The sequence below is a fragment of the Anaerocolumna sp. AGMB13025 genome (assembly GCF_029689925.1).
Lineage (GTDB): Bacteria > Bacillota > Clostridia > Lachnospirales > Lachnospiraceae > Anaerocolumna.
Genome location: NZ_CP121445.1, coordinates 815,454 through 840,383 on the forward strand (window position 1 = coordinate 815,454; position 24,930 = coordinate 840,383).

The 24,930-nt window shown below is 32.8% G+C and carries 26 protein-coding genes; 22 read left to right on the forward strand and 4 right to left on the reverse strand.

From position 1 onward, the window contains the following. The 7 genes from QA584_RS03465 to QA584_RS28795 all read left to right on the forward strand — a co-directional run bounded on the left by QA584_RS03465 (position 1) and on the right by QA584_RS28795 (position 6,119). Positions 1-1,152, forward strand: a complete 1,152-nt coding sequence (locus QA584_RS03465) for a cysteine desulfurase family protein (RefSeq protein ID WP_278273111.1) — start codon at positions 1-3, stop codon at positions 1,150-1,152. Positions 1,153-1,161: 9 nt separating this feature from the next. Beyond that, positions 1,162-2,160, forward strand: a complete 999-nt coding sequence (locus QA584_RS03470) for an HNH endonuclease domain-containing protein (protein ID WP_278273112.1) — start codon at positions 1,162-1,164, stop codon at positions 2,158-2,160. 190 nt (positions 2,161-2,350) lie between these two features. After that, on the forward strand, positions 2,351-4,699 hold the full coding sequence (locus tag QA584_RS03475; protein ID WP_278273113.1) for a DUF262 domain-containing protein: 2,349 nt from the start codon (positions 2,351-2,353) through the stop codon (positions 4,697-4,699). Positions 4,700-4,858: 159 nt separating this feature from the next. After that, complete coding sequence (locus QA584_RS03480; RefSeq protein ID WP_278273114.1) at positions 4,859-5,362, forward strand: HNH endonuclease domain-containing protein; 504 nt, start codon at positions 4,859-4,861, stop codon at positions 5,360-5,362. Between the two features lie 217 nt (positions 5,363-5,579). Beyond that, positions 5,580-5,849 (forward strand): hypothetical protein, encoded by a 270-nt coding sequence (locus tag QA584_RS03485; RefSeq protein WP_278273115.1) that lies wholly within the window; start codon positions 5,580-5,582, stop codon positions 5,847-5,849. A gap of 101 nt (positions 5,850-5,950) precedes the next feature. After that, positions 5,951-6,040: a hypothetical protein gene (locus QA584_RS28790; protein WP_442870348.1), complete on the forward strand. Its 90-nt coding sequence runs from the start codon at positions 5,951-5,953 to the stop codon at positions 6,038-6,040. Beyond that, positions 6,027-6,119, forward strand: coding sequence for an integrase core domain-containing protein (locus QA584_RS28795; RefSeq protein WP_442870349.1), 93 nt, complete (start codon positions 6,027-6,029; stop codon positions 6,117-6,119). Before QA584_RS28790 ends, QA584_RS28795 begins: the two co-directional genes overlap by 14 nt. A gap of 119 nt (positions 6,120-6,238) precedes the next feature. Here QA584_RS28795 and QA584_RS28800 read toward each other — a convergent pair whose 3' ends face one another. Then, positions 6,239-6,349 (reverse strand): group II intron maturase-specific domain-containing protein, encoded by a 111-nt coding sequence (locus tag QA584_RS28800; RefSeq protein ID WP_278275105.1) that lies wholly within the window; start codon positions 6,347-6,349, stop codon positions 6,239-6,241. Positions 6,350-6,742: 393 nt separating this feature from the next. On the opposite strand from QA584_RS28800, the gene QA584_RS03500 reads away from it, so the two are divergent. From QA584_RS03500 to QA584_RS03525, 6 genes are all read left to right on the forward strand, one after another. After that, on the forward strand, positions 6,743-8,032 hold the full coding sequence (locus QA584_RS03500) for an RNA-binding domain-containing protein (protein WP_278273116.1): 1,290 nt from the start codon (positions 6,743-6,745) through the stop codon (positions 8,030-8,032). Positions 8,033-8,244: 212 nt separating this feature from the next. After that, positions 8,245-8,610 (forward strand): hypothetical protein, encoded by a 366-nt coding sequence (locus tag QA584_RS03505; protein ID WP_278273117.1) that lies wholly within the window; start codon positions 8,245-8,247, stop codon positions 8,608-8,610. Between the two features lie 38 nt (positions 8,611-8,648). After that, the gene (locus tag QA584_RS03510; protein ID WP_278273118.1) at positions 8,649-9,185 is read left to right on the forward strand and encodes an HNH endonuclease domain-containing protein; all 537 of its coding nucleotides are present in this window, start codon (positions 8,649-8,651) and stop codon (positions 9,183-9,185) included. Between the two features lie 261 nt (positions 9,186-9,446). Next, positions 9,447-9,926, forward strand: coding sequence for a GNAT family N-acetyltransferase (locus QA584_RS03515; RefSeq protein WP_278273119.1), 480 nt, complete (start codon positions 9,447-9,449; stop codon positions 9,924-9,926). A 920-nt stretch (positions 9,927-10,846) separates the two neighbouring features. After that, a complete protein-coding gene (locus QA584_RS03520) occupies positions 10,847-11,890 on the forward strand; it encodes a hypothetical protein (RefSeq protein ID WP_278273120.1) in 1,044 nt (347 codons plus the stop codon). 2 nt (positions 11,891-11,892) lie between these two features. Then, positions 11,893-12,603 carry a hypothetical protein gene (locus QA584_RS03525; protein ID WP_278273121.1) on the forward strand — a complete coding sequence of 237 codons (711 nt, stop codon included), beginning with the start codon at positions 11,893-11,895 and terminating at the stop codon, positions 12,601-12,603. A gap of 271 nt (positions 12,604-12,874) precedes the next feature. Here the strand turns inward: QA584_RS03525 and QA584_RS03530 are convergent, their stop codons facing one another. After that, complete coding sequence (locus QA584_RS03530) at positions 12,875-13,168, reverse strand: hypothetical protein (protein WP_278273122.1); 294 nt, start codon at positions 13,166-13,168, stop codon at positions 12,875-12,877. Positions 13,169-13,299: 131 nt separating this feature from the next. After that, a complete protein-coding gene (locus QA584_RS03535; RefSeq protein ID WP_278273123.1) occupies positions 13,300-13,548 on the reverse strand; it encodes a helix-turn-helix domain-containing protein in 249 nt (82 codons plus the stop codon). 256 nt (positions 13,549-13,804) lie between these two features. Between QA584_RS03535 and QA584_RS03540 the strand changes: the two genes are divergently transcribed. The 3 genes from QA584_RS03540 (at position 13,805) to QA584_RS03550 (ending at position 15,885) form a co-directional block, all read left to right on the forward strand. Then, positions 13,805-14,338, forward strand: coding sequence for an SseB family protein (locus QA584_RS03540; protein WP_278273124.1), 534 nt, complete (start codon positions 13,805-13,807; stop codon positions 14,336-14,338). A gap of 631 nt (positions 14,339-14,969) precedes the next feature. Then, complete coding sequence (locus QA584_RS03545; RefSeq protein ID WP_278273125.1) at positions 14,970-15,563, forward strand: type IV toxin-antitoxin system AbiEi family antitoxin domain-containing protein; 594 nt, start codon at positions 14,970-14,972, stop codon at positions 15,561-15,563. 40 nt (positions 15,564-15,603) lie between these two features. Next, positions 15,604-15,885, forward strand: a complete 282-nt coding sequence (locus QA584_RS03550; protein WP_278273126.1) for a nucleotidyl transferase AbiEii/AbiGii toxin family protein — start codon at positions 15,604-15,606, stop codon at positions 15,883-15,885. Between the two features lie 288 nt (positions 15,886-16,173). Here the strand turns inward: QA584_RS03550 and QA584_RS03555 are convergent, their stop codons facing one another. Beyond that, positions 16,174-16,695 (reverse strand): TetR/AcrR family transcriptional regulator, encoded by a 522-nt coding sequence (locus QA584_RS03555; protein ID WP_278273127.1) that lies wholly within the window; start codon positions 16,693-16,695, stop codon positions 16,174-16,176. Positions 16,696-16,818: 123 nt separating this feature from the next. Between QA584_RS03555 and QA584_RS03560 the strand changes: the two genes are divergently transcribed. From QA584_RS03560 to QA584_RS03585, 6 genes are all read left to right on the forward strand, one after another. Then, a complete protein-coding gene (locus QA584_RS03560) occupies positions 16,819-17,586 on the forward strand; it encodes a hypothetical protein (RefSeq protein WP_278273128.1) in 768 nt (255 codons plus the stop codon). 465 nt (positions 17,587-18,051) lie between these two features. After that, positions 18,052-18,771 carry a response regulator transcription factor gene (locus QA584_RS03565; protein ID WP_278273129.1) on the forward strand — a complete coding sequence of 240 codons (720 nt, stop codon included), beginning with the start codon at positions 18,052-18,054 and terminating at the stop codon, positions 18,769-18,771. 2 nt (positions 18,772-18,773) lie between these two features. Next, positions 18,774-20,207, forward strand: a complete 1,434-nt coding sequence (locus tag QA584_RS03570; RefSeq protein ID WP_278273130.1) for a HAMP domain-containing sensor histidine kinase — start codon at positions 18,774-18,776, stop codon at positions 20,205-20,207. A 263-nt stretch (positions 20,208-20,470) separates the two neighbouring features. Then, a complete protein-coding gene (locus QA584_RS03575) occupies positions 20,471-22,399 on the forward strand; it encodes a serine hydrolase domain-containing protein (RefSeq protein WP_278273131.1) in 1,929 nt (642 codons plus the stop codon). 481 nt (positions 22,400-22,880) lie between these two features. Next, the gene (locus tag QA584_RS03580; protein ID WP_278273132.1) at positions 22,881-23,951 is read left to right on the forward strand and encodes an ABC transporter permease; all 1,071 of its coding nucleotides are present in this window, start codon (positions 22,881-22,883) and stop codon (positions 23,949-23,951) included. Between the two features lie 101 nt (positions 23,952-24,052). Next, on the forward strand, positions 24,053-24,730 hold the full coding sequence (locus QA584_RS03585) for an ABC transporter ATP-binding protein (protein WP_278273133.1): 678 nt from the start codon (positions 24,053-24,055) through the stop codon (positions 24,728-24,730). The last annotated feature ends 200 nt before the right edge of the window (positions 24,731-24,930 follow it).

Here is a 24,930-nt window from a genome sequence, read left to right on the forward strand (position 1 = left end):
ATGGGAATTTATTTAGATTACAATGCATCAGCGCCAGTTGATGAACGCGTACTGGATGCAATGGTAGATGTGTATAGAAATACATATGGAAATGCGGATAGCAGAACGCATGATTATGGGGATCATGCTCGAAAACTAGTAGAAAATGCAAGAAAGCAGGTGGCTTCTCTGCTCGGTGTCAATGCGGGAGAAGTATTCTTTACAAGCGGTTCGACTGAAAGTAATAATATTGCAATTCGAGGACTTATTGATTATGCGAATAAAACTGGAAAAAAGCATGTTATTACTTCGACTATAGAACACAAGGCTGTGTTAGAAACTGTAAAGAGTTTAGCAAATGAGGGATTCCAGATAGACCTTGTTAATCCAGATGAAAGAGGACGAGTTAACGCTGATGAAGTTTTACGTTTAGTTAGAGAGGACACATTATTAGTTAGCCTTATGCATGCCAATAATGAAACAGGTACAATTCAGCCGGTTAAGGAAGTTGGAGAAGAGTTATCAAAGAAAGGTGTCTTTTTTCATGTGGATGCAACTCAAAGTTGCGGTAAGCTAGTACCTGAAATGAAAGCAATAAAGTACGATATGCTTTCATTGAGTGGACATAAATTGTGCGGACCACAGGGGATTGGTGCACTTGTTCTTAGAAAGAAAAAATATAAGCTACCTCCAATAAAAGCAATTACATATGGTGGTCAACAGGAACATGGAATTAGACCAGGTACAATACCGGTTGCATTAGTTGTTGGGCTTGGGGAAGCTTGTAGATTGGCTGAAACTGAATATGAAGCTAATATCGAAAGTATGATAGAAAAGAAAAAAATTGTAAAAAAACTAATTGAAAAATCTGGTCTTGCTTATCAATATAATGGTAGTCAAGATTTTTGTATGCCGAATACATTGAATGTAAGTTTTAACGGAGTAGAATCAGAGGCACTCATGCTTTCTACGAAGCAATATTGTAGTATCTCAAACGGTTCTGCATGCACATCACAGGATTATAGTCCAAGCTATGTATTGACAGCAATGGGGCTAGACCAAGACAGGATTTCCTCAGCTATCCGATTAAGCTGGGGAGCAAAGACAAATAAAGATGAATTAATCAGTCAATTACTGGAAGTGGTAAATGTTGCAAAAGGATTAGTATTTTAAGGAGAAATCATGGCTGGATGGGAGCTGAAAAATGGTTCAATAACTGAATATAGCGTTAATGAAGACGGAATCTGGTCCTTGTTTAACTATGTATTCTCTGATTCGAGCAGAAAACGAAATACTTATAAATTTGGACTGGTTAAGTCACTGCTTGATAATGTATTCAACGGACAAAATACAGAGACAGGTATCAAGTATACTTATGAAGAATTATTTTCGAGATTTCCTGAGAATTATTGGAACTTGGTCATTAAATATGGTCTCAAAAAAATGAGAAAAGATGGAAAGTCCATTTATTCCAAAGTTGAAACTATATTGATGACAGCAGTTGCCGAGAATCCTACATTGGCACTGTTGGAATTTGAAATTATAGATGAAAGTACAAAATCTTCAATTATCAAAAAAGTGACAGCAGAGTGTAAAAAGTTTGTTGTTGGTGCCCTGTATGATGATTTTGACGGAATCTTATATTCATTTGACTTAAAGGATGATGGAATAACCCTTAACTACTGTGTATATGAATTTATGTTAAAATATAAGGCAGAGCTGGAACGATTGAATTATTATTCATGGGCTCGTTTCATGGAACAGATAAATGATGATAATGCCTTGATAAGAGTTATCGATAAGCTTGAACTTTCAACACCAAGAAGAGAAAATCTTTCTGTATATCGAGAAATCCTTAGACGAGAATTTGAAGAAGATATTTGTTTTTATTGTGGTAAGAAATTACAGAAGAACATGCATGTGGATCATTTTATTCCATGGTCATTCGTTAAAGATGATAAGATATGGAACTTTGTCTTATCTTGTCCAACGTGCAATGTTAAAAAAAATAATCGAGTTCCTAGCCAGGATTATCTTAATAGATTAGAAGATAGAAATAGAAAGATACAATTATTGCAAAATACTGTTATTCAAACGGAATTTAACAGATACACGGACAATTTGCTAAAGAGAATGTGGCATTATGCTAAGCTTAGTGGGATAAAGGAGTATGTGAAATAAATTGATTGAATAGTAGTTTAGGTTGTAATCTGAAAAGAACAGATTACAACCTTTTTTTTATTACTCATTTCAATTATTGTTGTTTTTTGGTATAATTAGACTTATTGTGAATGTCATTACTTTGCAATATACAAATTGTTAATGAGACGACATAGCAAATAGATACTAACAGAAGAGGAGAACTGTATCAATGAGTAACCTTAGTGCAATAAAAAATGTTCAAGATATTATTTCATTGAAAGAAACAACGGTATATGAAATTGTGGGAAATCGTACTAGACCTTTTCCTCTCGAGAAAAGTCGTGTTTATATTATTCCTGGATATCAGCGGAAAATTCGTTGGTCTTCAGAAAATGTTCAAATTTTAATAGATGATCTTCAAAATGGGAAGAAGTTTTTGGGAACAATTACTTTAAGTACATCATGGGAAGGAAAATTTGAAATTATAGATGGGCAGCAGAGAATAACAGTTATAACTATGTTAGTTACTTATTTGAAAATAGTGGTTCCAAACAAAAAGAATATAGACGGTTTGTGTAAAATTGATAATCAATCATTTGAAAAGTTTAATGAATTACTAGATTATGGATTTGATTATTCGCGTGTTGAGAATGAAAATAAACCATTATATGATGCATTATTGAAAAGTGATGTATTAGATCAAAAAAAAGATTTTAAAGAAATTTGGAAAAGCATTGTTGAAAGAGTGGATTTGCTTTCAGAACCGGATCAAGAAAAGCTTTATTCAGCGTTACTTGAGAGTGATATAAACATAATAATTAATAATTCACAACAAACAGATTCAGGACGTAAATTTTGTGTGGACTATTTTATAGATGTAAATAATAAGGGTGTTCATTTAGATGAGTTGGATATAATAAGAGCTTATGCATTTAAAGAAGATTTTGATGAAATGACAGGGAAATGGGTTGATATTCAAAATAAATGTATACAGTTAGAGAAGAAAGTTAAGTATACAAGAGAAGTTCTTTACTTTCAGTATTTTATATGTAATGTCAATAAGGAAATTGGATATAAGCTAACAAAATTAGGTGAGGATTATAAAACTCGAGAAAATATTAATCTTAACGATAAAAGATATGATTCTGGTACGTTCGTATGGAATTTATTTGCGAACGAAAAATTTTATTCTAAGATGCTACGAGATCTCAATGATTATTTGGATTTCTTGTTGTTAGTTGTTAATCAGGAAACAGGAGGAAGCGACGAGTTCAAAAAATTGTTTTATACAGAAAAAGGAGAACTTTCTGATGAAACTAGAATTCTGAATACTCATACTGTTATTAATTCAATTATTAGAAATGATGATTTGGTTCCTAAAATGATGGTGATGAAATATTATTTAGAAGTATTGGAACCAGAATTTGTTAATAGAAATAATTATAAAATAATACATAATATTAATGCAATTGCATGCGTTTTCACAATGAGCATAAGAGGGAAGGGATCGGAACAAATTGCTGGTCGATTGTTACAAGAAAAATGGGAAGACGCAATAAGAAAATACAGTTACAAATATGTTTCGGATACTATAAGCACAATTGGGTTTGATAAAGTAGCTCAAATAAACAAGTCATATACTGTTGAAAGTGGTCAATATATGGCGAGGCGATATTTTAGCATGTATGATGCATATTCATGGGATAGTGGAAATATTAGTCCGGATGAGGATGTATTTAAGAATGCAAATATCACAACTGGTGATAAGAACATAGAGCATTTTATTGTAAATAGAAAATTTGAATATGCCTTATATTTAAATGATGGCAAAACACTTGATATTGAAATCAAGATTCCTAGAAAATATCGAAAATACATTGCGACGATTGCTAATTACCTAATTTTAAATAGTACTTTTAATACTGAAATAGCTAATCGACCTGTATATGAGAAAATAGAAATGCTTGATAAAAAAATCGAAGAGTTTGGTATTGATATAGTTATTCCAAATACAAGAAGTCAATTGCACTACTTGGTAATACGAAAGATAATGCATAATGAAAGTGCCTATCCGGTAAAACAAATCAATGAAGCAAAGAATAAGATTGAAAAAAAGAAGGTGTTGCAGGAGTATTATAAGAAATATTTTGAAGATGAATATCAAAAATTAGTAAGTACTTTGAGTCGTAAAGAGCTTGTAATTGCTACAAAACTGGAGTATGATCTTTTGAAGTCGGGATTTGTTAAAGATGAAGATAGTTTCTCTTATGAGTCAGATACTAATTTTTCAAATGTGAAGGCAAATATCAATGTAAAAAACAAACGGTTAATTATGTCTGCAGAATTATATAATCCTTTTTATGGTGAAGAGAATGGAAGTGATGATTATCTAGAGCTAATAGATAGTGTGACAGAAGAATTTAAAAGATATTATAAAGATGAGCCTTGTATTCGTTCTAGTGATGAATATGGTGGAAGTGATGATGTAAGTTATACATTTACATATGATTTTGAACCAAAAGTCGAACATGCAAATATATTCTTATCAAAGTTGCAAGAAATATCAGAGAAAATTTAATATGTTTACAGTAGGGGCAGCTGTGTAAACTATCCCAAGAGCAGAAGGCTCTGGTTTCTATTTCGGTAAGAATCAGGGCTTTCCTTTTTGCCTTTCAGTACGGCTGCGGGTACATGCTGTCAACATATAGGATATGGTTCTGGATGGCTTGAATATAACATGATAATTTATTTGCAGCGTAAAAATCCCAGTGTACCAGGCATTGCAGATAAGCTATACCCACCACAGGAAAGAAAGCTGGAGAAAGTTAAGAAGTATTGGAAGTTGTTGCTTTCGCTAAAGCCAATTTATGATATTTACGGGCATGAACTATTGACTTCACAAGATATTTCAATTGATCATTTTGTCCCCTGGTCATATGTTGCCCATGATGAATTGTGGAATCTTCATCCTACAACAAAAAGTATTAATAGTTCTAAAAGTAATAGACTTCCTGATTGGGAAATTTATTTTCCTCAGTTAGCTCAGGTAGAGTATTTCTCTTATGAGATGATATGGAAATATAACAAGGTACATAAAGAATTTGAAAAATGTGCAAGAGAGCATCTAAATAATGATGATGTAAGACGACGTATTTACCGAGAGGGAATAGAATATCCGGAATTTGCAGGAGAACTGGAAAATGTGTTGCATCCGGTTTACCAATCTGCAAAAAATTGTTGATTTAGAAACTGGATTTATGGAGCAAGTAGTTGAGTATGAAGAATTATAATGAGTTGTTTAGAGATAAACACTGGAAATTATAGAAGTCCGGAAGTAATGCGATAAATCACGGGATGTGAGGGCGACAATAACAAGAAACCAAAAAAATATCGTGTTAACGATGTGTCGGTTATCTGCGTCAGTAATTCGTACAATTGCTTTTTTACAAGGAAGTTTTATGGCTGTTTGGGCAGAAAATGGGATTATTCAGTGGTCTGTAAAATCACCAAATTGTCGGATGATATTACCCAAACGCCAAAGCAAAGTCCCAATCAATAGTATTGCACATCAGTGTTTTGCAGAGAACATTAAGCCACCACAAAATACATATATTAAAGTGCCAAGGGATACGTGGCAAAGCGATTGCCTAAAAGAAAAAACATCGACAAGAGAAATGACAGTGTTCTTTAAAAACTATAATGCCATTCTTTCTGTTATAAAAGGCTAAGTATGGCTCTAACATTCGGGTTCTGACCGTCATTGATGAAGTAACGCGGGTTGCCCAAAGAAATACTGACGGATAACGGCTCTGAATTTACGAGCAATGTTATGAATGCCTGGGCGTACGATCACAAAGTGGAGCATATATTTATCGATCCGGGGAAGCCCATGCAAAACAGTTATTATAGAAAGCTTTAATGAAAAACTCCGTACGGAATGTCTCAACCAACATTGGTTTCACAGCCTGTCCGAGACACAGGAAATCTTTGAAAATTGACCGCTGGAATATAACCGAGTTAGGCCCATTCCTCCCTTGACAACCTGACACCGGAAGAATATGCGTTGAAACATTCAAGCAATTACTAACATTCCCTGTATACGAAAACAGGGAGCAGGTCACTTTGCCCATCTTTGTAACAGTAAATATAAGGCATTGTTAACATTTGAAAACGTTTTGCTTGCAACTGTGTGTTTGTGATAATTAGTCCAGCCTCGTAGAACAACTATTGCTACTGAAGTCTGGTTTTTTAAAGAAAATAATAGAAAACTTGATTGTCGGTTGAGTTACACTATACAGAAACAATCCTTACTTCAAGTTTGAAATTTATGAAGTACGATTGTTAATAAAGAAGAGTTGACAAAACTTAAGTATTATTGAGTGCTGTTCTTGGGAAAAAACTATTCTAGTACATCTATACTATTCTTGGAAGTATACCGCTATATAAAGAGGAATATCAAGATATAAAGCACATTATGTTGTGCTGGCGCGTGGGTTTGCAGTATTGTGAAAGAATAATTTTCATTTGACTGAAAAATGTGGTCGAAAAATGCTAACACATTTCGTTGACGAGAATGGTTAGAATGTGTTAGAATGTGTGTTAGGAAAAAGGAGGTCTGAATATGAGGTTTATAGAAGGATTAAATCTGGAATTAAAGCGACAGGTGGTCGATGATATCCGTAAAACAGTAATAGCCTTTGCCAATACAGATGGAGGAATTGTTTATGTTGGGATTGAAGATTCTGGAGAGATCGTTGGAATAGAGAATACAGATAATGAAATTTTAAAATTATCCAATATGATACGTGATTCAGTTAAACCGGATATTACTCTGTTTACTTCATACGAGACAGGAGAGTTGGAGAATAAGAAAATTATTAAAATTATAGTACAAAGAGGGACAGAGAGTCCCTATTATCTGATAGGAAAAGGGTTGCGTCCTGAAGGCGTATTTGTTCGCCAGGGCGCTTCCACGGTACCGGCATCGGAAAGTGCAATTCGAAAAATGATTAAGGAGACAGATGGGGACAGCTATGAGGATATGCGTTCTTTAAATCAAGAAATCACCTTCGAAGCTGCTCAAAGGGAATTCTCTTCTCGAAAGGTTCCTTTTGGCACGGCACAATACAAAACACTGAAACTTGTTAATGCAGATGGAATCTATACAAACCTTGCTTATCTGCTTTCCGATCAGTGTGTGCATACCGTCAAGGCAGCCGTATTTGAAGGAACTGACAAATCGGTATTTAAGGATCGGCATGAATTCAATGGTTCACTGTTACAGCAGCTGAACGAGGTATACGAATACATTTCCAAGTATAACCGCACTCGGGCGGAATTTGCCGGGCTTCACCGGATAGACAAGAGGGATTATCCGGAAGATGCATTAAGAGAAGCGTTGCTGAATTCTTTAGTCCACCGGGATTATTCTTATAGTGCGAGCACATTGATTAGCATATTTGATGATAGAATCGAATTTATATCGGTGGGTGGGCTGGTCAGAGGTATTTCGGCTGATGATATTATGCTTGGTGTTTCTATAACTCGCAATGAAAATCTTGCACACATTTTCTATCGGCTTACACTGATAGAGGCATATGGAACGGGAATCCCAAAGATTTTAAAAAGCTATCAGAGTTTTCCACTACAGCCTAAGTTTGAAATCTCTGAAAATGCCTTTAAAATTACACTCCCTAATAAAAATATATTGCAAGAAAGAGGTTTATTGTCTGAGCAGGAACAGGCTGTAATTGGGCTGGTTGAGAACAAAACAGAAGTCACACGAAAAGATGTGGAGGAGCTTTTGAAAGTATCTCAAACAATGTCTGGTCGTATATTAAAAAAACTAGTAGAGCAAGGGGCTCTTATACCAGTTGGAAACAGTAAAAACAGAAAGTATATGTTGAAATAAATGCAATTAGATTATCTTATACCTATATTTTACGCATATGGTGTTGGAATAATTGAAAAATACTATATGCAGTGATAATGTTAAACTGTATTTGATTTTTGGGCGTGATTCCTTGGAATCTATTATTTTTTGAGATAATACAGGGACAAAACTCGCATTTCACACGTCGATTCTTTTTTTGAAGAACTCATTGATGAGATGATTGCAGATGCGTGGTATATGGTAACGGAATATCATTTGAAACTTGGACCGAAGGATACGTTAGAGATATTGGTTTTATATATGCAAAAAGTCAGTGGTATAAAGTCGGCAGAGAAAAAAGATATTATACTGGATTATCTGAAGAATACGTCCGATCAAGAAATACGAAAAAGAAAAAGAACATTAACATATATAACGTTCCATATCAACTCCAGGCACCATTTATGGAACTGGTAAGAGGAGAGGTATGGAAGAAATCTGAGAGTTCATTGGTAGCAAAGATTAATCAGGAAAAAAGATTAATGTATTATTTTAGTGCTTTAAACGGGATGAATACGACAATCATAATTCAGAAAGATTGGAAAGTTATATTGTAAAAAATCAGGAGATAATCAAAGGATGGCTTGAATATAACATGATAATTTATTTGCAGCGAAAAAATCCCAGTGTACCGGGCATTGCAGATAAGCTATACCCACCACAGGAAAGAAAGCTGGAGAAGGTTAAGAAGTATTGGAAGTTGTTGCTTTCGCTAAAGCCAATTTATGATATTTACGGGCATGAGCTATTGACTTCACAAGATATTTCAATTGATCATTTTGTCCCTTGGTCATATGTTGCCCATGATGAATTGTGGAATCTTCATCCTACTACAAAAAGTATTAATAGTTCTAAAAGTAATAGGCTTCCTAATTGGGAAATTTATTTTCCAAGGTTAGCTCAGGTAGAGTATTTCTCTTATGAGATGATATGGAAATATAACAAGATACATAAAGAATTTGAAAAATGTGTAAGAGAGCATCTAAATAATGATGATGTAAGACGACGTATTTACCGAGAAGGAATAGAATATCCGGAATTTGCAGGAGAACTGGAAAATGTGTTGCGTCCGGTTTACCAATCTGCAAAAAATTGTGGATTTAGAAACTGGATTTATGGAGCAAGTAGTTGATCATTAAGAATTGTAATAATTTATTCAGAGATAAAACACTGGACATTATAGACAACTGGAAGTAATGCGATAATACTGTTCTTTCCAAAGAAAAAGATTAATCAGCACTTGAAGAGAAACCATTACAGAAAGATGCTAATCGTATGATAAATCAAACTAAATGAGACATCCTATAACCGAAGCAGATTTTTTGGAAATATCTGTTGGGAAAGTTGAGTTATTGACAGATAAAGTAATTATAAAAAGTAGTGGAGGTAGAAAGTGGAAATAATAATTTTAGAAAATAGCATTAAATTGATACCAATGACATCAGAGCTATATCATAAAGAAAGAATGAATTATATAGCTGATCCAATGATGTGTGACATACCATATGTATACGACAGAGAAAATGCTCAAAAAGATTTTGATAAAAAAATTCATGATAAAAACCGAAGATGGTTTGCAATAGTGCAAAATACTAATGTAATAGGGAATGTGTATTATAAAAACATTAACTTTGAAAAGAAAACAGCAGTACTTTCAATTGCGCTAACACAAGATATTCATAAAGGAAAAGGATATGGTACAGTAGTAGAAAAGAAAATGTTAGAATATGGCGTAAATCAATTGGGCTTGCAAATTGTATATGCTGATACAGTTTTGAGGAATACCCGTAGTCAGCATGTTCTTGAAAAAGTAGGTTTTAAGTACATAAATGAGGACAGTGATTTTATATATTATGAATATACCAAAAATTAATGAACTATATCTAAATGAAAAAATTAACCCTCCAGCTATAAAGGGGTGATACAATAATCAGAGGTGTTACGTAGGTTATTAATAAGAAACTGCTATGTTAAGATGAAGTTGTGCCACAAGACAGTATCCAAGAATATTTGTCGATATTAATATAGAGTTAGTTTATCACATAGTGAGTCCTGAATGCTAGAGGATACTGAAAGAATTATAGTAACTGCTTTCTAAGAGATGGAAGTAGGTCTTCCGCAATCGGCATACAGGTGAAGATTGCAAAACACCCATAGGTGCTGTAGTCAAAAGCTATGGTATTGAGCGTATGAGGAAATTGAGCAGGACTGGTTATTTACCATTTACCTTGTTAAAAACAAAAACCATATATTCTATGCTGCCATCATCTGGCGGCTTTGTTTTTTTGTTGCCGGTACGTATGATTTACCGCTTACTTTTCTTTTTCACGCTTCGCATTCCTGTAACTTGTATAGCTACAGGGATTTTGTGTTGCTTGGAAAATATAAATTTAATAATAGATAGATTATTTGGTAGGTTATTGGGCATCCATTGATTGGATATCAACTTATTTTATAGCTTTTTTAAAGATTGTATATATACTAATAGTAGATATGAGTAATATATAATCTACTACAAAAACTGATAATATAGGGTTCAGTCCTTTTCTTATTGTCGAGTTGAAACGAATCTACTGGGAGGAGAGATAAAAAAATACTATGAATATAAGACTATAATTTTAACATAAAAACATAAAATATAAAAAAGCTTACAATTTTATTAAGAATTTGGTAAAAACTTGAAAATAATTGGGACTCAATGTAAAATAAAGTATAATATTTACGGAAGGGAGGAAAAACTGTCATACTTTTTAACGAGATATCTATTAACTAATTTTGAGAGGGCTAAAGCCCATGGGAGGAAAAATGAATAAGAGGTTCTTTAAGAGAATAACATCCATAATGTTATGTGTTATTATGTTTTTTTGTATCAATGCTAGCCATGTAAATGCAGCTGATATAAAAAGTCAAAATCAAAGACTATTGCAAAAAGTGAATGACAAGATAAACACAGCTGTTGAACAAAATATTGCTCCGGAAGATATAATTGTAAACTTAAGTGACTCTGATATTGAGATTCTGAAAAATTCATATTCTGCTGTTTCTGAGAGTGAAAATTTAAATTATGGATTCTCAAAAGATGTTTTAAATAACCCGGAAGTAGAAATTATTGATAATTTAGCCAAAGAATATTATGAATATTATACGGCATACGGTGAATTTCCAAATTCAGATAGTTTAATCAATAATTCTCAAAATATAACTCCAAGCCTTATTACACCGGCATATAGTTATGCAGGTGATTATTCGGAATTAATGAAAGGTTTGGGTTATACCTTTACGGTTGATCAAATAGCAAGACAATTAGTTTCGATTGGCACTTATATTAATATTGGAAGTGCTTTTCCATTTCTTGATCTTGTTGCGCTTATAGCAGGTATGGGTTTAATTACCTTTACAGCTATTGTTATTGCCTATTCAGCAGTTGCAGTAGGTGCTAATAATTTGATACTCACATGGTATGTTAATTCTGCATCGGACTTACTCAATGCGAGAACTACTACCGCTGCTGTAGTGGTCCAGAAGCAACAAGGTGCAAAATATTGGTCTGCATATTTGGTTGATTATAAAGGTCTAGGTGGAATAAGGGTTGCTGAACCGATAACTATAGATAAAGCGATTACAAAAGTGCTTGCTAATAATTCTTATGCTGGTGTATTCACTTATGAAATAAATATAGCAACTCATCTTGCTCAACAAGCATCACCAATATATGGTTATAAAAAGGATCCTGCGCACAATTCTGGTAAACAAATTTACAATTTACCCCATGTACATATAAGAATGAATGCTTCCGGTACACCTGGGTTAACACATATATGGTATCTGGGTATATAATTATGATAACAATTGAGTTTGATTATGTTGTTTCATTATGTGTTAATATTCTAGAAAATAGTAAATTTGCAAATGAATATAATAAATATAAATTAAATAACACTGTAAATGAAGATTTTGAATTTTATTATAATAAAGATTTAGTAAATTTCATGGTTAAGGTTCTCCAACTGGGTGAAAGCTTTGATTTCGCCGAGCATAATCAATTGAATTTATTATTTCATTATATACATAATATACTATACTTAAGAGATAGAAATGAATTATTGAAAAAACAGAATGATTATATAAAAGTTGCATTACAGAGTCAACAGTCTGATATATTAAAGGAAATCAATAATTATGTATTTGAGGACAGTATTTTACTTAAGTTTGAAGTAGATTATGAAGAAAAAATATGCAAGTGTTTTTTCTCTAATGTTTTAATCTACGGTGATAAAAGGAGTAATCCGCTTAATGATGTTGAAGTAGATAACTTAATGTTGCATTTTATGGGATTAAAAGATTTTAAAGTAAAAGGTTCATTGAATTTTGATCTTTTAAAGAGTAATAGTATTTTTTTATGTACATATTATAAAGTTAGTGACAATTTATATAGTTTCATTTTTTTATGTACTGCAAACTACGAACACTTTATATTTGAGATAACTTTTTCAGATGTAAATGCAGTGAGGTTTGAGTACGATGAAACCAATTATCAGTTTAATATGTAATACACTAGAGTGTTAAAAACGATAAAAGATATTGATAGAGCATGTTATAGGTCTCTATCAATATCTTTTTTATATTGTAGGATCTACGCTCAGCAATAAACCACCCGCTATGCGGGTGCGTAAACTGTTATGGCTCATTGGTAATTCAATCAAGCCAGTTATACATGCAGTGACTGATTATTCTCGTGCGCGGTGAAACCGCAGTTCCGGAGAAACGGAAACAGAGAGTCCGCTTATCATCTTTTAATGACGGCTAAATCGATATTGTATGTTATAATTTAATAATATCAAAGTAAAATAATATTTCATTAAAAAAATAAACCATTAATAGAATAATTATTTGTGTAATTACTCTTGCAGTTATAGTATACTTCTCAAAAACATATCCTTTTATGCCCAAACCAATATTCGAGAAATATAGCAGTATTATTAATGTAATAGTTTGCATTACATTTCTTAAAGTATCGTTGTTAATATTTTGACAGAAATATATATCTATATAAAATATATAACTATAAATTATTGATACGCCTACTAACTTAGCAATTTTTTTAACTATATCCATCAATTCACCTCATATTTTATTAAATAATCTTGATTGTGTCACATTGCGATATGACCATCAATATCCGAATATATTATTTGACAAAAATATTAGTTTCTAGTTTTCCATCACGTTTTTACACAAGTTAAATATTATTCCTTACCATCCACAAGATAATCATAAGTTACATTAAAAACCTGGCATAAAGCACGAAGTTCAATGTCAGTTACATATCTTTTGTTCGTTTCTATTCTGGTAATCACATTTTTATCCATATCAAAGCCTGCAAGTTGAAGCTTGTGGGCTAAATCACGTTGAGAAAGTTTATTCTGTTTTCTTAACTCAATCAAACGTTCACTGATAAGATTTTTCTCGCCAGAACTGGTTCTTGGTTTAGGCATAGCAATCCCCCTTCTTTATATGTCGAATATTGTTTAATGATTTGTCTCACTTTTTGCACCATTTTTATTGATTTTACTCTAAAAATGTATTAAAATCGGTTGTAAAAGTGAGACAAAAAGATTAAATACATATCGGCAAGTTATTTAAAAGAGTGAGTGAATATTTTGCAGACTTAAGTAGAATCTTGCCTACAGTATATAAATGATAACTCAAAATTAAAATAACCACTTAATAGGAAGAGAGGCGAAGAAAATCATGTCAGAGAGCATAAGCCAAGAAGAGCAAAAAGAGTATATAGAATACATGCTCCACAACGAAAAAATTGAAAAATCTCTAATAAATTGGAAACAAAACCAGAACAGTGATACATTAGCCAAAATGCTAGAAATCATAGCCGCTGAATCAGAAGAATGCGCAGGGTTAATTCTATCAGTAAACAGCGATACGATTCCAACAGGAGCAGATAATATCGTACTATTTACAGGTACGGAGAGAGGGGATATCCATAGGCTAATAGATAAAGCAGGTAAATCCTATGCCATGGTTTTTACATCGAAAGAAAGATTTCAGGAGTGTAACGATACTTCTGGTTTTGTTATGTTTATCGATGATCTCTTTCATTTATTAGCGGAGAAAGGAGAACTGGATGGTATGGTTATTAATATAGGTCAGGAGGATATTGCCTTTAATAAATACATGATGAAAGTTGTAATATGGCTGATCGGTCAGGTAAAAGAAAAGAATTTTGATCACACAAATTCCGATGATGATTCCTCTGACTTATTATAGTCTCAAGAATTCTAAAAGTTAAGATTTAAATTAAGAAGGAAAAGCAGAGACTATTTTAAAAGAGTATATATTCACCCGGAACGTCGGGACTGAAGATGATAAAATTAGTAAACATATATTAAAACCAGCAAATATATTAAAACCAGCAGATATATTAAAACCAGCAAATATATTAAAACCAGTAGATATACAATAAAACCATTGTATATTGCTTTTACTGCAGGATTTTATTCAAAAGCTACCGAACTTGCCTGTCCATGAATTGACGAGTATAATGACCATAAACTAAAGAAAGAAGGCACTCCCTTATTGATAACTGTGTTACCAGAACAGTCATCGGGAATGCCTACCAAAACTATGATTATTATCCAAAACTATCGTCTTGATGCAAGACTTCAAAAGATTTTTTTATGACACAAAATGAAACCGGTGGCACTAACACAACTAAAGGCACTAGTGAGTTTGTCATAACCTGATAGTATTTTACAATAAAAAAAGGGAAAAATAGAGATATGAATTAACTTTTCTAAAGAGGGAGAAGTATTTTATAAGAGTACAGAATTAATATGGTTTACTTTTGTGCGATTTAGATGTATAATTCACACAAAAGTAAACAAAGGAGATGATATCCATGACAAAAATTGAACAGCTTAAAGCTATGACTGAGAAAAATAACGGTTATCTTTTTACTGCTGAGGTTGTTGAAGCAGGTATTTCGAAAACCTATTTATCCAAATATTTGAAAGAAAATCAATTTGAAAAAGCTGCACATGGTATCTATTTCTCTGAAGATACATGGTTAGACGAATTATATGTTATTCAAATGAGTAATCCAGTTGTGATTTTTGACAGAGAAACAGCACTGTATTTGCATGGTTTGACAGACCGGGAGTATTCAAAGATTCATGTGAGCGTTCCTAAAAATCATAATACCTTTCGTCTTAAAGAAAAGGGATTGGTTATTCATAGATATCATAAAGAATTATATCAAATGGGGATTATTGAAGTCGAGTCTAATTATGGAAATCTATTAAGGATTTATGATAAAGAGAGATGCATTTGCGATATGGTTGCGGAACGCAGTGATGTCGAGGTTCAGACCTTTCAAACGGCGATGAAGGAATATATGAGCAGTTCAGAGAAGAAGATGGATGTTTTGCTTATGTATGCCGAGAAACTAGGATTAAGAGATGAAATTATGAAATACGTGGAGGTAATGCTATGATCATGACATAGTTCTTAGTCGAGATATTGCGAATACGAGAATGAGAGATTTCTATGACATTTATTTTCTGAGTAAAGAGAAACAGGAGGAGTTACAAGAGGGGACTTTGTTACATAGAGCATTTTTGGCTACCTGTAAGAAACGTGCAACTATTTTTACAAAAGAAAAAGCAATGCAGATATGTGAGAGAATATTACATGACAAAGCAATGGAAGTTAGATGGGAATCCTTTAGGTTAGATAATTATTTTGTAGGAGAAATTGAATGGACCGTTGTTATGCAACGAGTTAGTGAAGTAATGGAGTGGTTCCCTGAACAATAAATTGTATTGATAAAAACGCACGAATATGGAATCTATATGTGAAAAATCATATATAGTTTTTTTTGTGTGCCAAAATAAACGAGTTTCTTCTAAGTACTAAAAAATTTGATCGTTCGCCACGAGTAAAGCCTGAAAAAATAGCCAAAGATCTTGAAAAAGTATTACCGATAAATAGATAAGAAGGAGAAAGCCTATGTTTTTAACATGGAAAGAATTAAGGTATTCTAAAACAAAATTTGCACTAATCATTACTGTCATTTAAGGATTTATTCGTATTTACTAACACATCTAGTTTGAAAGATTTTTTTCAATAATTTGAGCTGTGAGCTGTGCCATTTGCTTTGGAGGTTCCGTTCTGCCGTTTTGGATCCATAAATTTGTGATGGCATCCATGCCTGAGATGATAAAGGCAATTGTATAGGCATCCGTTGATGGAGGGAGCACGGTCATGATATCAGAAGAATAAATTGTTCGAAAAGCATCAAATAAGGATTGTAACTTATTTATTTTATAAAAGTGCTCGATATGTGGTGATTCATAAATGAGCTTATATCTGAATTCCATGAGGTCAAGTAGAGAGAGTTTTTTATCTTGAAGCTGGAGTCTTGCAACTTCGTAGTACTGTTTAACTTTGTAGAGAAGGATATCATCTTTTTCTTTAAAGTGTCTATAGATTGTCATCCGACCAACACCAGCAGTTTCCGCTATCTCAGTTAAAGTAATATCTTCCTCTTTCTTTTCTTTTAATAATTGCATAAACGCTTCAAAGATGAGTTCCTTTGATTCATTTATTTGTTTCGTTCTTTTCATGATGCATATTCCTCGCTTTCGTATCAGTTAATGATATCGGATTGATTAATCCTTAAGTTCATTATATAATACAGATGCAAATGATACAATGTATCATTTAACCAAAAAAGAAAGGATGACATTATGAAAAATATCTTAAGGAAGAAAGTTTTAATCGGTTTCGTTATTATAGTGTTAATTGCTGCAGGGGTGCTGGTATATCTGTTCGGCGGTGATATGAAGGAGTTCGCCAATAGAATTCCAGAAGTAGAAAAATCCCAATATATGGACGATGTGAAAGACAAGAGAGATTTGCGATATGGAGAAATCATTCCGGTTTTTAGTAAAGGTGCAAAGTTGTATGTAGAAGTCTATAATACCATGGGATCGAATGAGTTGCCTCAAGAACTGTGGGAAAAGCTGGATGCTGAGGAACTGGCAAAAACATATGGTGCAAAGAAAGTAATACTAAATGGTCCCAGGTATTGGGTGTTAAATGAAATTGCAGGTGCGAATCAAACCGCGGAAGGAAAAGTGGCTGATTTTGGAGGAATCGAGATGACGCAACGTGCGGTTCTGCATTCGAATATATTCAGCGGTACAGTCGGTGGTAAAACGTATAAAGAAAATGTTGTAAACCGATCGACCACATATGAATACTGGAAAGGTAACATGGTCTATGAGTTAATAGCTCCGGATGGCTCCGTATATAGAATGCAGTCTTATTCACAGCAGATAGATCCAACACTAACAATTGCTGATCTTGAAACCCTTGGATCAAGGCTTAAATTACCGGAAGGGTGGAAGTATAGTGCCAGAATTTTGAAAGAGGATTCAATTTTGAAAGCGAATGGTGAAGCTTTAGTAATTAATGATGATTTAGGGAATTCCTATCAAAAAATTATGGACTAATATAGGGGAGTAAAGGTTGTAAAGGATATTGGCATATTTACTAGTAAAATGTTGAAAAAATTATATTAAAAAGTTATTAAATCACTTACAATGGTTCCTTTTAGTCAGGGGGTTAAGGATAGGAGCCACCTTTTACTCCCACCTTTTAATCGGACATTTTTAGGTAATCTTTAGGTTGAGTTTAGAATAACTTCAGGTTTCTATGTTATCCTTTATATAAATCATCTTCCTCCTGACATGAATTTAATTTTATTAAGTAGTTTATAAATCTAAATTAGAAGGTATTGGACGACGCTTATCAAAAAATCCAGAGAATATTTAGCGCCACTGGTACAGTAGCATTTGATTAGGTCTTAGAAGGCCTGATGGAAAGTAAAGATGACCTTTATTTTCTAACATAATAAATATATAATCACTATCAGAAAGTATAATCTATGGTATGTAGGAAGGAGCATATGAAAACTAGTGAGGAGAAAAATTTTAATTGCAGATGATGAAAAGGAAATTGTTGAATTAATTGAAATTTATTTATTAAAAGAGAAATTTGAAGTGATAAAAGCTTATGATGGTCTTACTGCATGGAAGCTGATTGAGGAGACGGAAAGTGATCTTGCGGTTATCGATATCATGATGCCGGGCATGGATGGTTTTCAACTGGTACGGCGGATTAGAGAAAAGTACCACATACCGGTTATCGTTTTATCGGCAAAAAACACAAAAAATGATATTATTCTTGGACTTGGTCTAGGAGCGGATGATTATGTTACAAAACCTTTTGATCCTCTAGAATTAACAGCAAGAATTCAATCACAGATTAGAAGATTTTATCAGCTTAATCAAGTAATGCCTAAGGAAAATAATAAGAGAATAATCACGTCTGGGAACATCACTCTTGACTTGGAGAGGTGTATTATAAAAAAGTGTGAGAAGGAACTCTCTTTTACTTCTACAGAATTTAGAATTCTATCCATGTTGATGCAACAGATCGGCAGGGTGTTTACAAAGAAACAAATTTTTGAACGGGTATGGGAGGATCCTTATAATTCAGATGACAGCACTATTATGGTACATATGAGTAATATTCGGGAGAAAATAGAAGATGATCCTAAAAACCCGTATTATATAAAAACAGTCAGAGGCTTAGGATATAAATTTGATGGTCGTTTTGACAGCGAAGGACGGTAAAATTGAGAATTCGTTCAAATAGTCTACATGGAACATTAATTCGTAATTATATTATTTTTATCGTATCATTAGTTATTACTCTGGTCTTAGGGGTTATTCTCATCTCATTGTTGAGTATGTCTCTTTTTGGAAAGGGACAGATACCTTCCGTCATCTCCGCTAGCAGGATTGTGCGTCCGGATTATAAAAATATTGATTCAGAATTTATCAAAGATTTAAAAGGTTGGGTTGAAATCATACATGGAAGAGATGTCGTTTATGTCATTGGAACGAAAGAAGATGATAAATTCAATTATTCACAGAAGGAACTACATAATATGGCTACTCCGGGATATCATCTGAATGGTTACAGTTATTCTATAACTAGTTTTAAAGGAGTAGAAGGGAACGATTATTTTTGCATCGTAAAGATTCCTAAAAAATCGCTGGGATCCTTATTTATCTACATGGAAGTAAACGATCCAATTGGCAATTCCAAAGCTGCAATACTGTTTTTTGTTGTTGCCTGTATTCTAGTGATTTCCTTGTTAATTATAATTAACATCATACTATACAGCCGGTTAACCTACCGTAAAATTATAAAATCCTTGATAATGATTACGGAAGGAATTCAGAAAATGACGGAGGATAACTCAAGATTAAAGCTGGATTTTAAAGCAGAACGGGAATTTCTTATGATACGAGATGCTTTTAATACAATGCTTGAAAAACTTCAGGATTTAGAAACGGAACAAAAGCTTACAAACGAAAGAAAAAAACAAATGGTAATGAATATATCCCATGATTTAAAGACACCAATTACTACCATCTATGGTTTTGCAAAAGCCTTAAATGAAGATATGATAATGGAAGATCGTGATAAAAAGAAATACCTTCAATATATCCTTGATAAATCAAATAAGGTGAATGGAATGGTAAATGAATTATTTCTTTATTCAAAGCTGGATATGGAAAATTACGAAATAGCGAAAAAAGAAACGGATATTGCTGAATTTCTGAGAGAAGCCATTGCTTCATGCTTTATTGAGATTGAAAAGCAGGGATTTGATCTGGATTTGAATATACCGGAAAAAGAAATTATCTTTCCGATAGCAATGATAGAAATGGATCGTGCCATTACTAATCTATTGAGTAATAGCTTAAAATATAATCCAAAAGGAACCATAATATCCGTAGAACTGTTAGAAGAGGAAAATTCCATCATAATTAAAATCAGAGATAATGGAATAGGTATGTCAAAAGAACTTCAAGATAATGCATTCCGTGAATTTATAAGAGGAGATGTTACCAGACCCAGTGATGGGGGGGCAGGCTTGGGGTTAACTATATCGAAGAGAATTATTGAGAAACACAATGGAACTATTAGAGTCAATTCGGAACTGGGGAAGGGTACGGAGTTTATAATACAATTTTATCGTAATAACCAGTCATTATGACAACCTGCACTTGTATATTGGTATCAGTGGTAAGGATACAGGTGTATTTGCTGCCATAGTCAAAAAGGGAATGGAAGGATGGTTGTGATTGATACTATTTAACCGGAAATAAATTAATGATTTTGCTGTTGGATGATTTCACTTAAAATTACAACTTTAACTAAGGAGGATAGGTTGAAAAATAAAGTTTTCAACCGCAAGTTTGTGCTTGCGCACCACAAACTTGGTATGCACAAAGAGCGTGCGCAAGAACAGAGGTTAAAATGAAAAAATTACTCATTATAAGAATTTTAATTATAAGTATAGTAATAAATATGTTAGTTTCTAGCACAAATGTATATGCTGCCCAAGCTCCACTTGTTCAAACAATGTCATTAGATGGAATGGAAAATACAATTGACAAGTATATGTCTCAATATATAGGTAATACAACAATGGGAGCAGCTGTAGCAGTTATAAAAGACGGAAAGATGGTATTTTCAAAAGGATATGGATACTCGGATAAAGAAAACAGAAAAAAGGTTAATGCAAATTCAACGGTATTTGAATTCGCATCGATCAGTAAGCTTTTCACATGGACAGCTGTTATGCAACAGGTGGAAAAAGGTAAAATTGATCTGAATGAAAATATACTTAGTTATTTGCCTCAGGAGTTTATAAAAAAGCTAAAACATAAATTATCGTTTGAAAAGCCAATTACAATGCTGGATTTAATGAATCATACTGCAGGTTTTGAGGAGAGGTACTTTGACGGTGATGTAATTCATCAAGATGAATTGTCTGGAAGTTTAGAAGATGCACTTTTGAAATCAATGCCGAAACAAGTATATAAACCAGGAACGGTTGTAGCCTATTCAAATTTTGGTGCTGCGTTGGCTGGATACATTGTGGAATGTGTAACTGGTGAAAAGTTATATGATTATCTGGAAAAAAATATATTCCAGGTGATTGGAATGACAAGCACTACCGCTAATCCAAGATATGCTGATATAAGCTATATAGTTGATAATAAGGCAAAGGGTTATGATAGTAATTTAAACCAAAGTTCGTGGACATATGTGGACGCTTACCCTGATGGCTCTTTAAATGGAACAGTCACTGACCTTGCAAATTTTGCAATTGCTTTTATGAAAGATAAGACACCACTTTTTGAAAAACAAGCAATACAGAATGAATTATTTACAACAACTTATCAAGCAAATAAAGATATGACAGGATGTGCCCATGGATTTTGGGAATATATGGATGGTGTATTATATTACCAGCATGGAGGTGCTCAAACTGGTTTTACATCGTTGATGTCATTTTCACCTTCAACTAAAACTGGGCTAATTATTTTGACTAATAATGCAGGAGAGACAAATGTTACATATGGATTAACTAAAAAGCTATTAGGTAATAATGAACCAAAACAGATTCGTGCAGGAATAAATTTACCAGATTCACATGAACTAGATGGTATGGAATTTTCAACTTCACGAAGAAATTATACTGATGTTACAAAATTATTAGGAGTTTTAAGTGGTAATGATAAAGTAAAAGCAATTGATAATAATACTATTAAGTATAAAGACTTAACCTTTGTACAAACGGAACCTTATTTATATGAACTTAAGGATGAACATGTATCAGACGTAGTCAAAATGGTAGGTAATAAAATATTTTTTGTAAAAGATAAAGACAACAATATTTCAAAAATAAATGAAGGTGGTGTAGTAGCGAAAGAATACTTAAGAATGAAACCTCCGTATACTAATTTGTTCTTAATAGTTGAAGGAATTCTATATTTAGTTATCGTTTTAGCATTTTTATTGTATCCTTTGTTTCTTATCATTAGTACTGTATTAAATAGAAAAAAGAAAATATTATATAGCAAAGAAGAGAAAAAACAAAGGGTAATATCAATATTGTTGAATCTGATCGGTTTTGCAATTACATTAAATCAAATTTTATTAATGAGTTATCTATTAGGAATAAATACGTCACCATCAATAGTAATTACTAATTTTTTTATTTACCTAAATATTATTTTGTTATCAATTTCTTTCATCCTGTTAATTTTTAGGTTTATTTCAACTATAAGAAATAAACAAATAAAGACCATAAAATTAAACGATATACTTTCAACGCTAGGTATAATAATAATGACTATATTAATGATTGCATGGAATTTTACAACCCCAATTGCATAATTTTTATTGTAAAACACGTATTCTCTTTCTATAAATGGAAAGGTAAGTTACTTTTGCTTATCCTTCATTGTTTCCTTCTTTACCTTTATAGTACTGGCTTTGTATATCAAACATTTCTTTCTATTTTCTGTTAAGACATTACTTGTCTAATAATATTTGTATATATTTGAATATATGTATATATTTGTATATTTAGCTCCATTGATAAGGAGTAGCATTCACTGTATACATTTGGGAATGATACAAAATAATTTATACATGAACTAAAAAGTAAGTATTGACACATTATAAAAAATTGCATACAATTAAATTGTAAAAAATAATAATATAACAAAACAATGAAAGTTAAACTGATTTTAGTATTGTATGAGTGAGTTTTGCAATAATTCTTAAAAAGATATACACTGCGAGTAAAGTCTGAAAAAATAGCCAAAGATATTGAAAAATTAGTATCCCAAAATAAGTAAGAAGGAGAAAGCCTATGTTTTTAGCATTGAAAGAATTAAAGTATACGAAAACGAAATTTGCACTAATCATTACGGTCATTTTTCTTATTAGTTATTTAGTATATTTTTTAACGTCGTTAGCCACCGGTCTTGCTACCTCATATACCAATGCCATTGAAAAATGGAATTCCGATCAGATTATTTTAACCGTTGATGCCAACGATAATATGATGATGTCCTATATGGACCAAGAGGATTTTGATTCGGTCAAAACAACCGGTTCAAAAGCAAAATTGGGTTTGTTTCCAGCCGTAATTAATAATCCATCTTCAGAAAATAATCCGGATTCAAGAATTAATGTGTATTTTTGGGGTATTGAAAATGATAGTTTTATTAAACCCCCTGAACTTAACGATCTTACTTTAACCGGTAATCAAGTTATTGTAGATGAAGAGCTTAAAAAAGAAGGTTATGAAATCGGAGATTTATTTGGTGTCACGGGAAGCACAGAGCAGTTTGAAATAATTGGATTCTCTAAAAAGAGTACATATCAAACAGCACCTGTCATTTATATGAACTTAGATACCTGGCAAACGTATCGTTATGGAGCAAATAATAAGCAAGACCAATTTAGTGGTATTGTAGTCAGGGGTCAAACAGATAAATTATCAAGTGATTTAATTAGCTATACAACAGATGACTATATTGCTACCTTACCAGGCTATACGGCTCAAGTACTAACTTTTTCTGTCATGATTATTTTCCTGATTATTATTACAGCCTTTGTATTAGGAATATTTATATATGTATTAACCATCCAAAAAACCAGTATGTTTGGTGTCATGAAAGCACAAGGTATTTCAAATGGATATATTGGTGGCTCAGTTATTATACAAACATTTTTACTGGTGGCATTTGGAATTATCTTAGGTTTAGGGTTAACGTTAGTAACAGGAGCATTATTAGCGGATGTGATTCCCTTTGCTGTAAATGTTGTGTTTTATTTCGTAATAACAGCGGCTTTTTTTATATTTGCGTTTTTGGGAGGACTGTTCTCAGTGAGTGCAGTGTTAAAAATAGATCCATTAAAGGCGATAGGGAATTAAGTTAAAAAAACAAGAACAGCTTGCTAAAGCACACGAAAGGGAGTTAAGTTGAAAAAACAAGAGCAGTTTTTTCAACATACTGATTTAGATGGGAGGTTAATATGAAACAATTAATAGAAATGATTGGTGTGACAAAAGATTTTTTACAAGGTGATAATGTTATTAATGCCCTTAAGGAAACAAGTTTTAGTGCTTCAGAAGGAGAACTAATTGGAATTGTAGGGCCCTCTGGTTCTGGAAAATCTACTTTTTTGACTATCTTAGGCGGACTGCAAAAGCCAACCACAGGAAATGTCTTATTAAATGGCAAACCTTTTAGTGAATTAGATATCAAGGAAAAATCAAAACTTCGTTTAGAAAATATTGGCTTTATCTTGCAGGCATCTAATTTAATTCCTTTTTTAACAATACAGGAGCAAATGGTTTTATATAATAAAATTACGAAAACAAAAGTAAACCTACCCTGGATAAATGAACTATTTTTAAAGCTTGGTGTAGAAAAACTAAAAGATAAATACCCCAATGAATTATCGGGAGGAGAAAGACAACGGGCAGCCATTGCCAAAGCCTTATATCATCAGCCGTCGGTAATCTTTGCAGATGAACCAACGGCAAGCTTAGATACCAGTAGGGCCTTTGAAGTCGTTAAGTTATTAGCAAAAGAGACCAAGGAACAACAGAAGGCAACGATTATGGTTACCCATGATGAAAGAATGTTGGAGTTTTGTGATAAGGTATTCGTAATTGTTGATGGAGTGTTAAGTCAAAGAACCGATTGAGGAAGGATTGCTGGCGGACCAACTCACCTATGCAGCATTTGCAAAGTATTAAGGTTTTCTTCTAAAACCATGGTATATACACCAACCGATAAAGGAATAGATTATCGACTTACAAAAATGCATCTCGTTTTACAACTGACCAATTCAAAATAGTAACATAAAATATTGTATAATAACAAAAAAGATGTTACTATATAAAA

Bases quoted from the DNA above. Each gene is read 5' to 3' on its own strand.
- QA584_RS03530 (WP_278273122.1), bottom strand. From the start codon at position 13,168: ATGGATATAGTTAAAAAAATTGCTAAGTTAGTAGGCGTATCAATAATT.
- QA584_RS03480 (WP_278273114.1), top strand. From the start codon at position 4,859: ATGATAATTTATTTGCAGCGTAAAAATCCCAGTGTACCAGGCATTGCA.
- QA584_RS03575 (WP_278273131.1), top strand. From the start codon at position 20,471: ATGAAAAAATTACTCATTATAAGAATTTTAATTATAAGTATAGTAATA.
- QA584_RS03555 (WP_278273127.1), bottom strand. From the start codon at position 16,695: ATGAAAAGAACGAAACAAATAAATGAATCAAAGGAACTCATCTTTGAA.
- QA584_RS03580 (WP_278273132.1), top strand. From the start codon at position 22,881: ATGTTTTTAGCATTGAAAGAATTAAAGTATACGAAAACGAAATTTGCA.
- QA584_RS03560 (WP_278273128.1), top strand. From the start codon at position 16,819: ATGAAAAATATCTTAAGGAAGAAAGTTTTAATCGGTTTCGTTATTATA.
- QA584_RS03475 (WP_278273113.1), top strand. From the start codon at position 2,351: ATGAGTAACCTTAGTGCAATAAAAAATGTTCAAGATATTATTTCATTG.
- QA584_RS03550 (WP_278273126.1), top strand. From the start codon at position 15,604: ATGAGAGATTTCTATGACATTTATTTTCTGAGTAAAGAGAAACAGGAG.
- QA584_RS03485 (WP_278273115.1), top strand. From the start codon at position 5,580: ATGGCTGTTTGGGCAGAAAATGGGATTATTCAGTGGTCTGTAAAATCA.
- QA584_RS03470 (WP_278273112.1), top strand. From the start codon at position 1,162: ATGGCTGGATGGGAGCTGAAAAATGGTTCAATAACTGAATATAGCGTT.
- QA584_RS03510 (WP_278273118.1), top strand. From the start codon at position 8,649: ATGATAATTTATTTGCAGCGAAAAAATCCCAGTGTACCGGGCATTGCA.
- QA584_RS03520 (WP_278273120.1), top strand. From the start codon at position 10,847: ATGGGAGGAAAAATGAATAAGAGGTTCTTTAAGAGAATAACATCCATA.
- QA584_RS03525 (WP_278273121.1), top strand. From the start codon at position 11,893: ATGATAACAATTGAGTTTGATTATGTTGTTTCATTATGTGTTAATATT.
- QA584_RS03540 (WP_278273124.1), top strand. From the start codon at position 13,805: ATGTCAGAGAGCATAAGCCAAGAAGAGCAAAAAGAGTATATAGAATAC.
- QA584_RS03465 (WP_278273111.1), top strand. From the start codon at position 1: ATGGGAATTTATTTAGATTACAATGCATCAGCGCCAGTTGATGAACGC.
- QA584_RS03545 (WP_278273125.1), top strand. From the start codon at position 14,970: ATGACAAAAATTGAACAGCTTAAAGCTATGACTGAGAAAAATAACGGT.
- QA584_RS03500 (WP_278273116.1), top strand. From the start codon at position 6,743: ATGAGGTTTATAGAAGGATTAAATCTGGAATTAAAGCGACAGGTGGTC.
- QA584_RS03535 (WP_278273123.1), bottom strand. From the start codon at position 13,548: ATGCCTAAACCAAGAACCAGTTCTGGCGAGAAAAATCTTATCAGTGAA.
- QA584_RS03585 (WP_278273133.1), top strand. From the start codon at position 24,053: ATGAAACAATTAATAGAAATGATTGGTGTGACAAAAGATTTTTTACAA.
- QA584_RS28790 (WP_442870348.1), top strand. From the start codon at position 5,951: ATGAATGCCTGGGCGTACGATCACAAAGTGGAGCATATATTTATCGAT.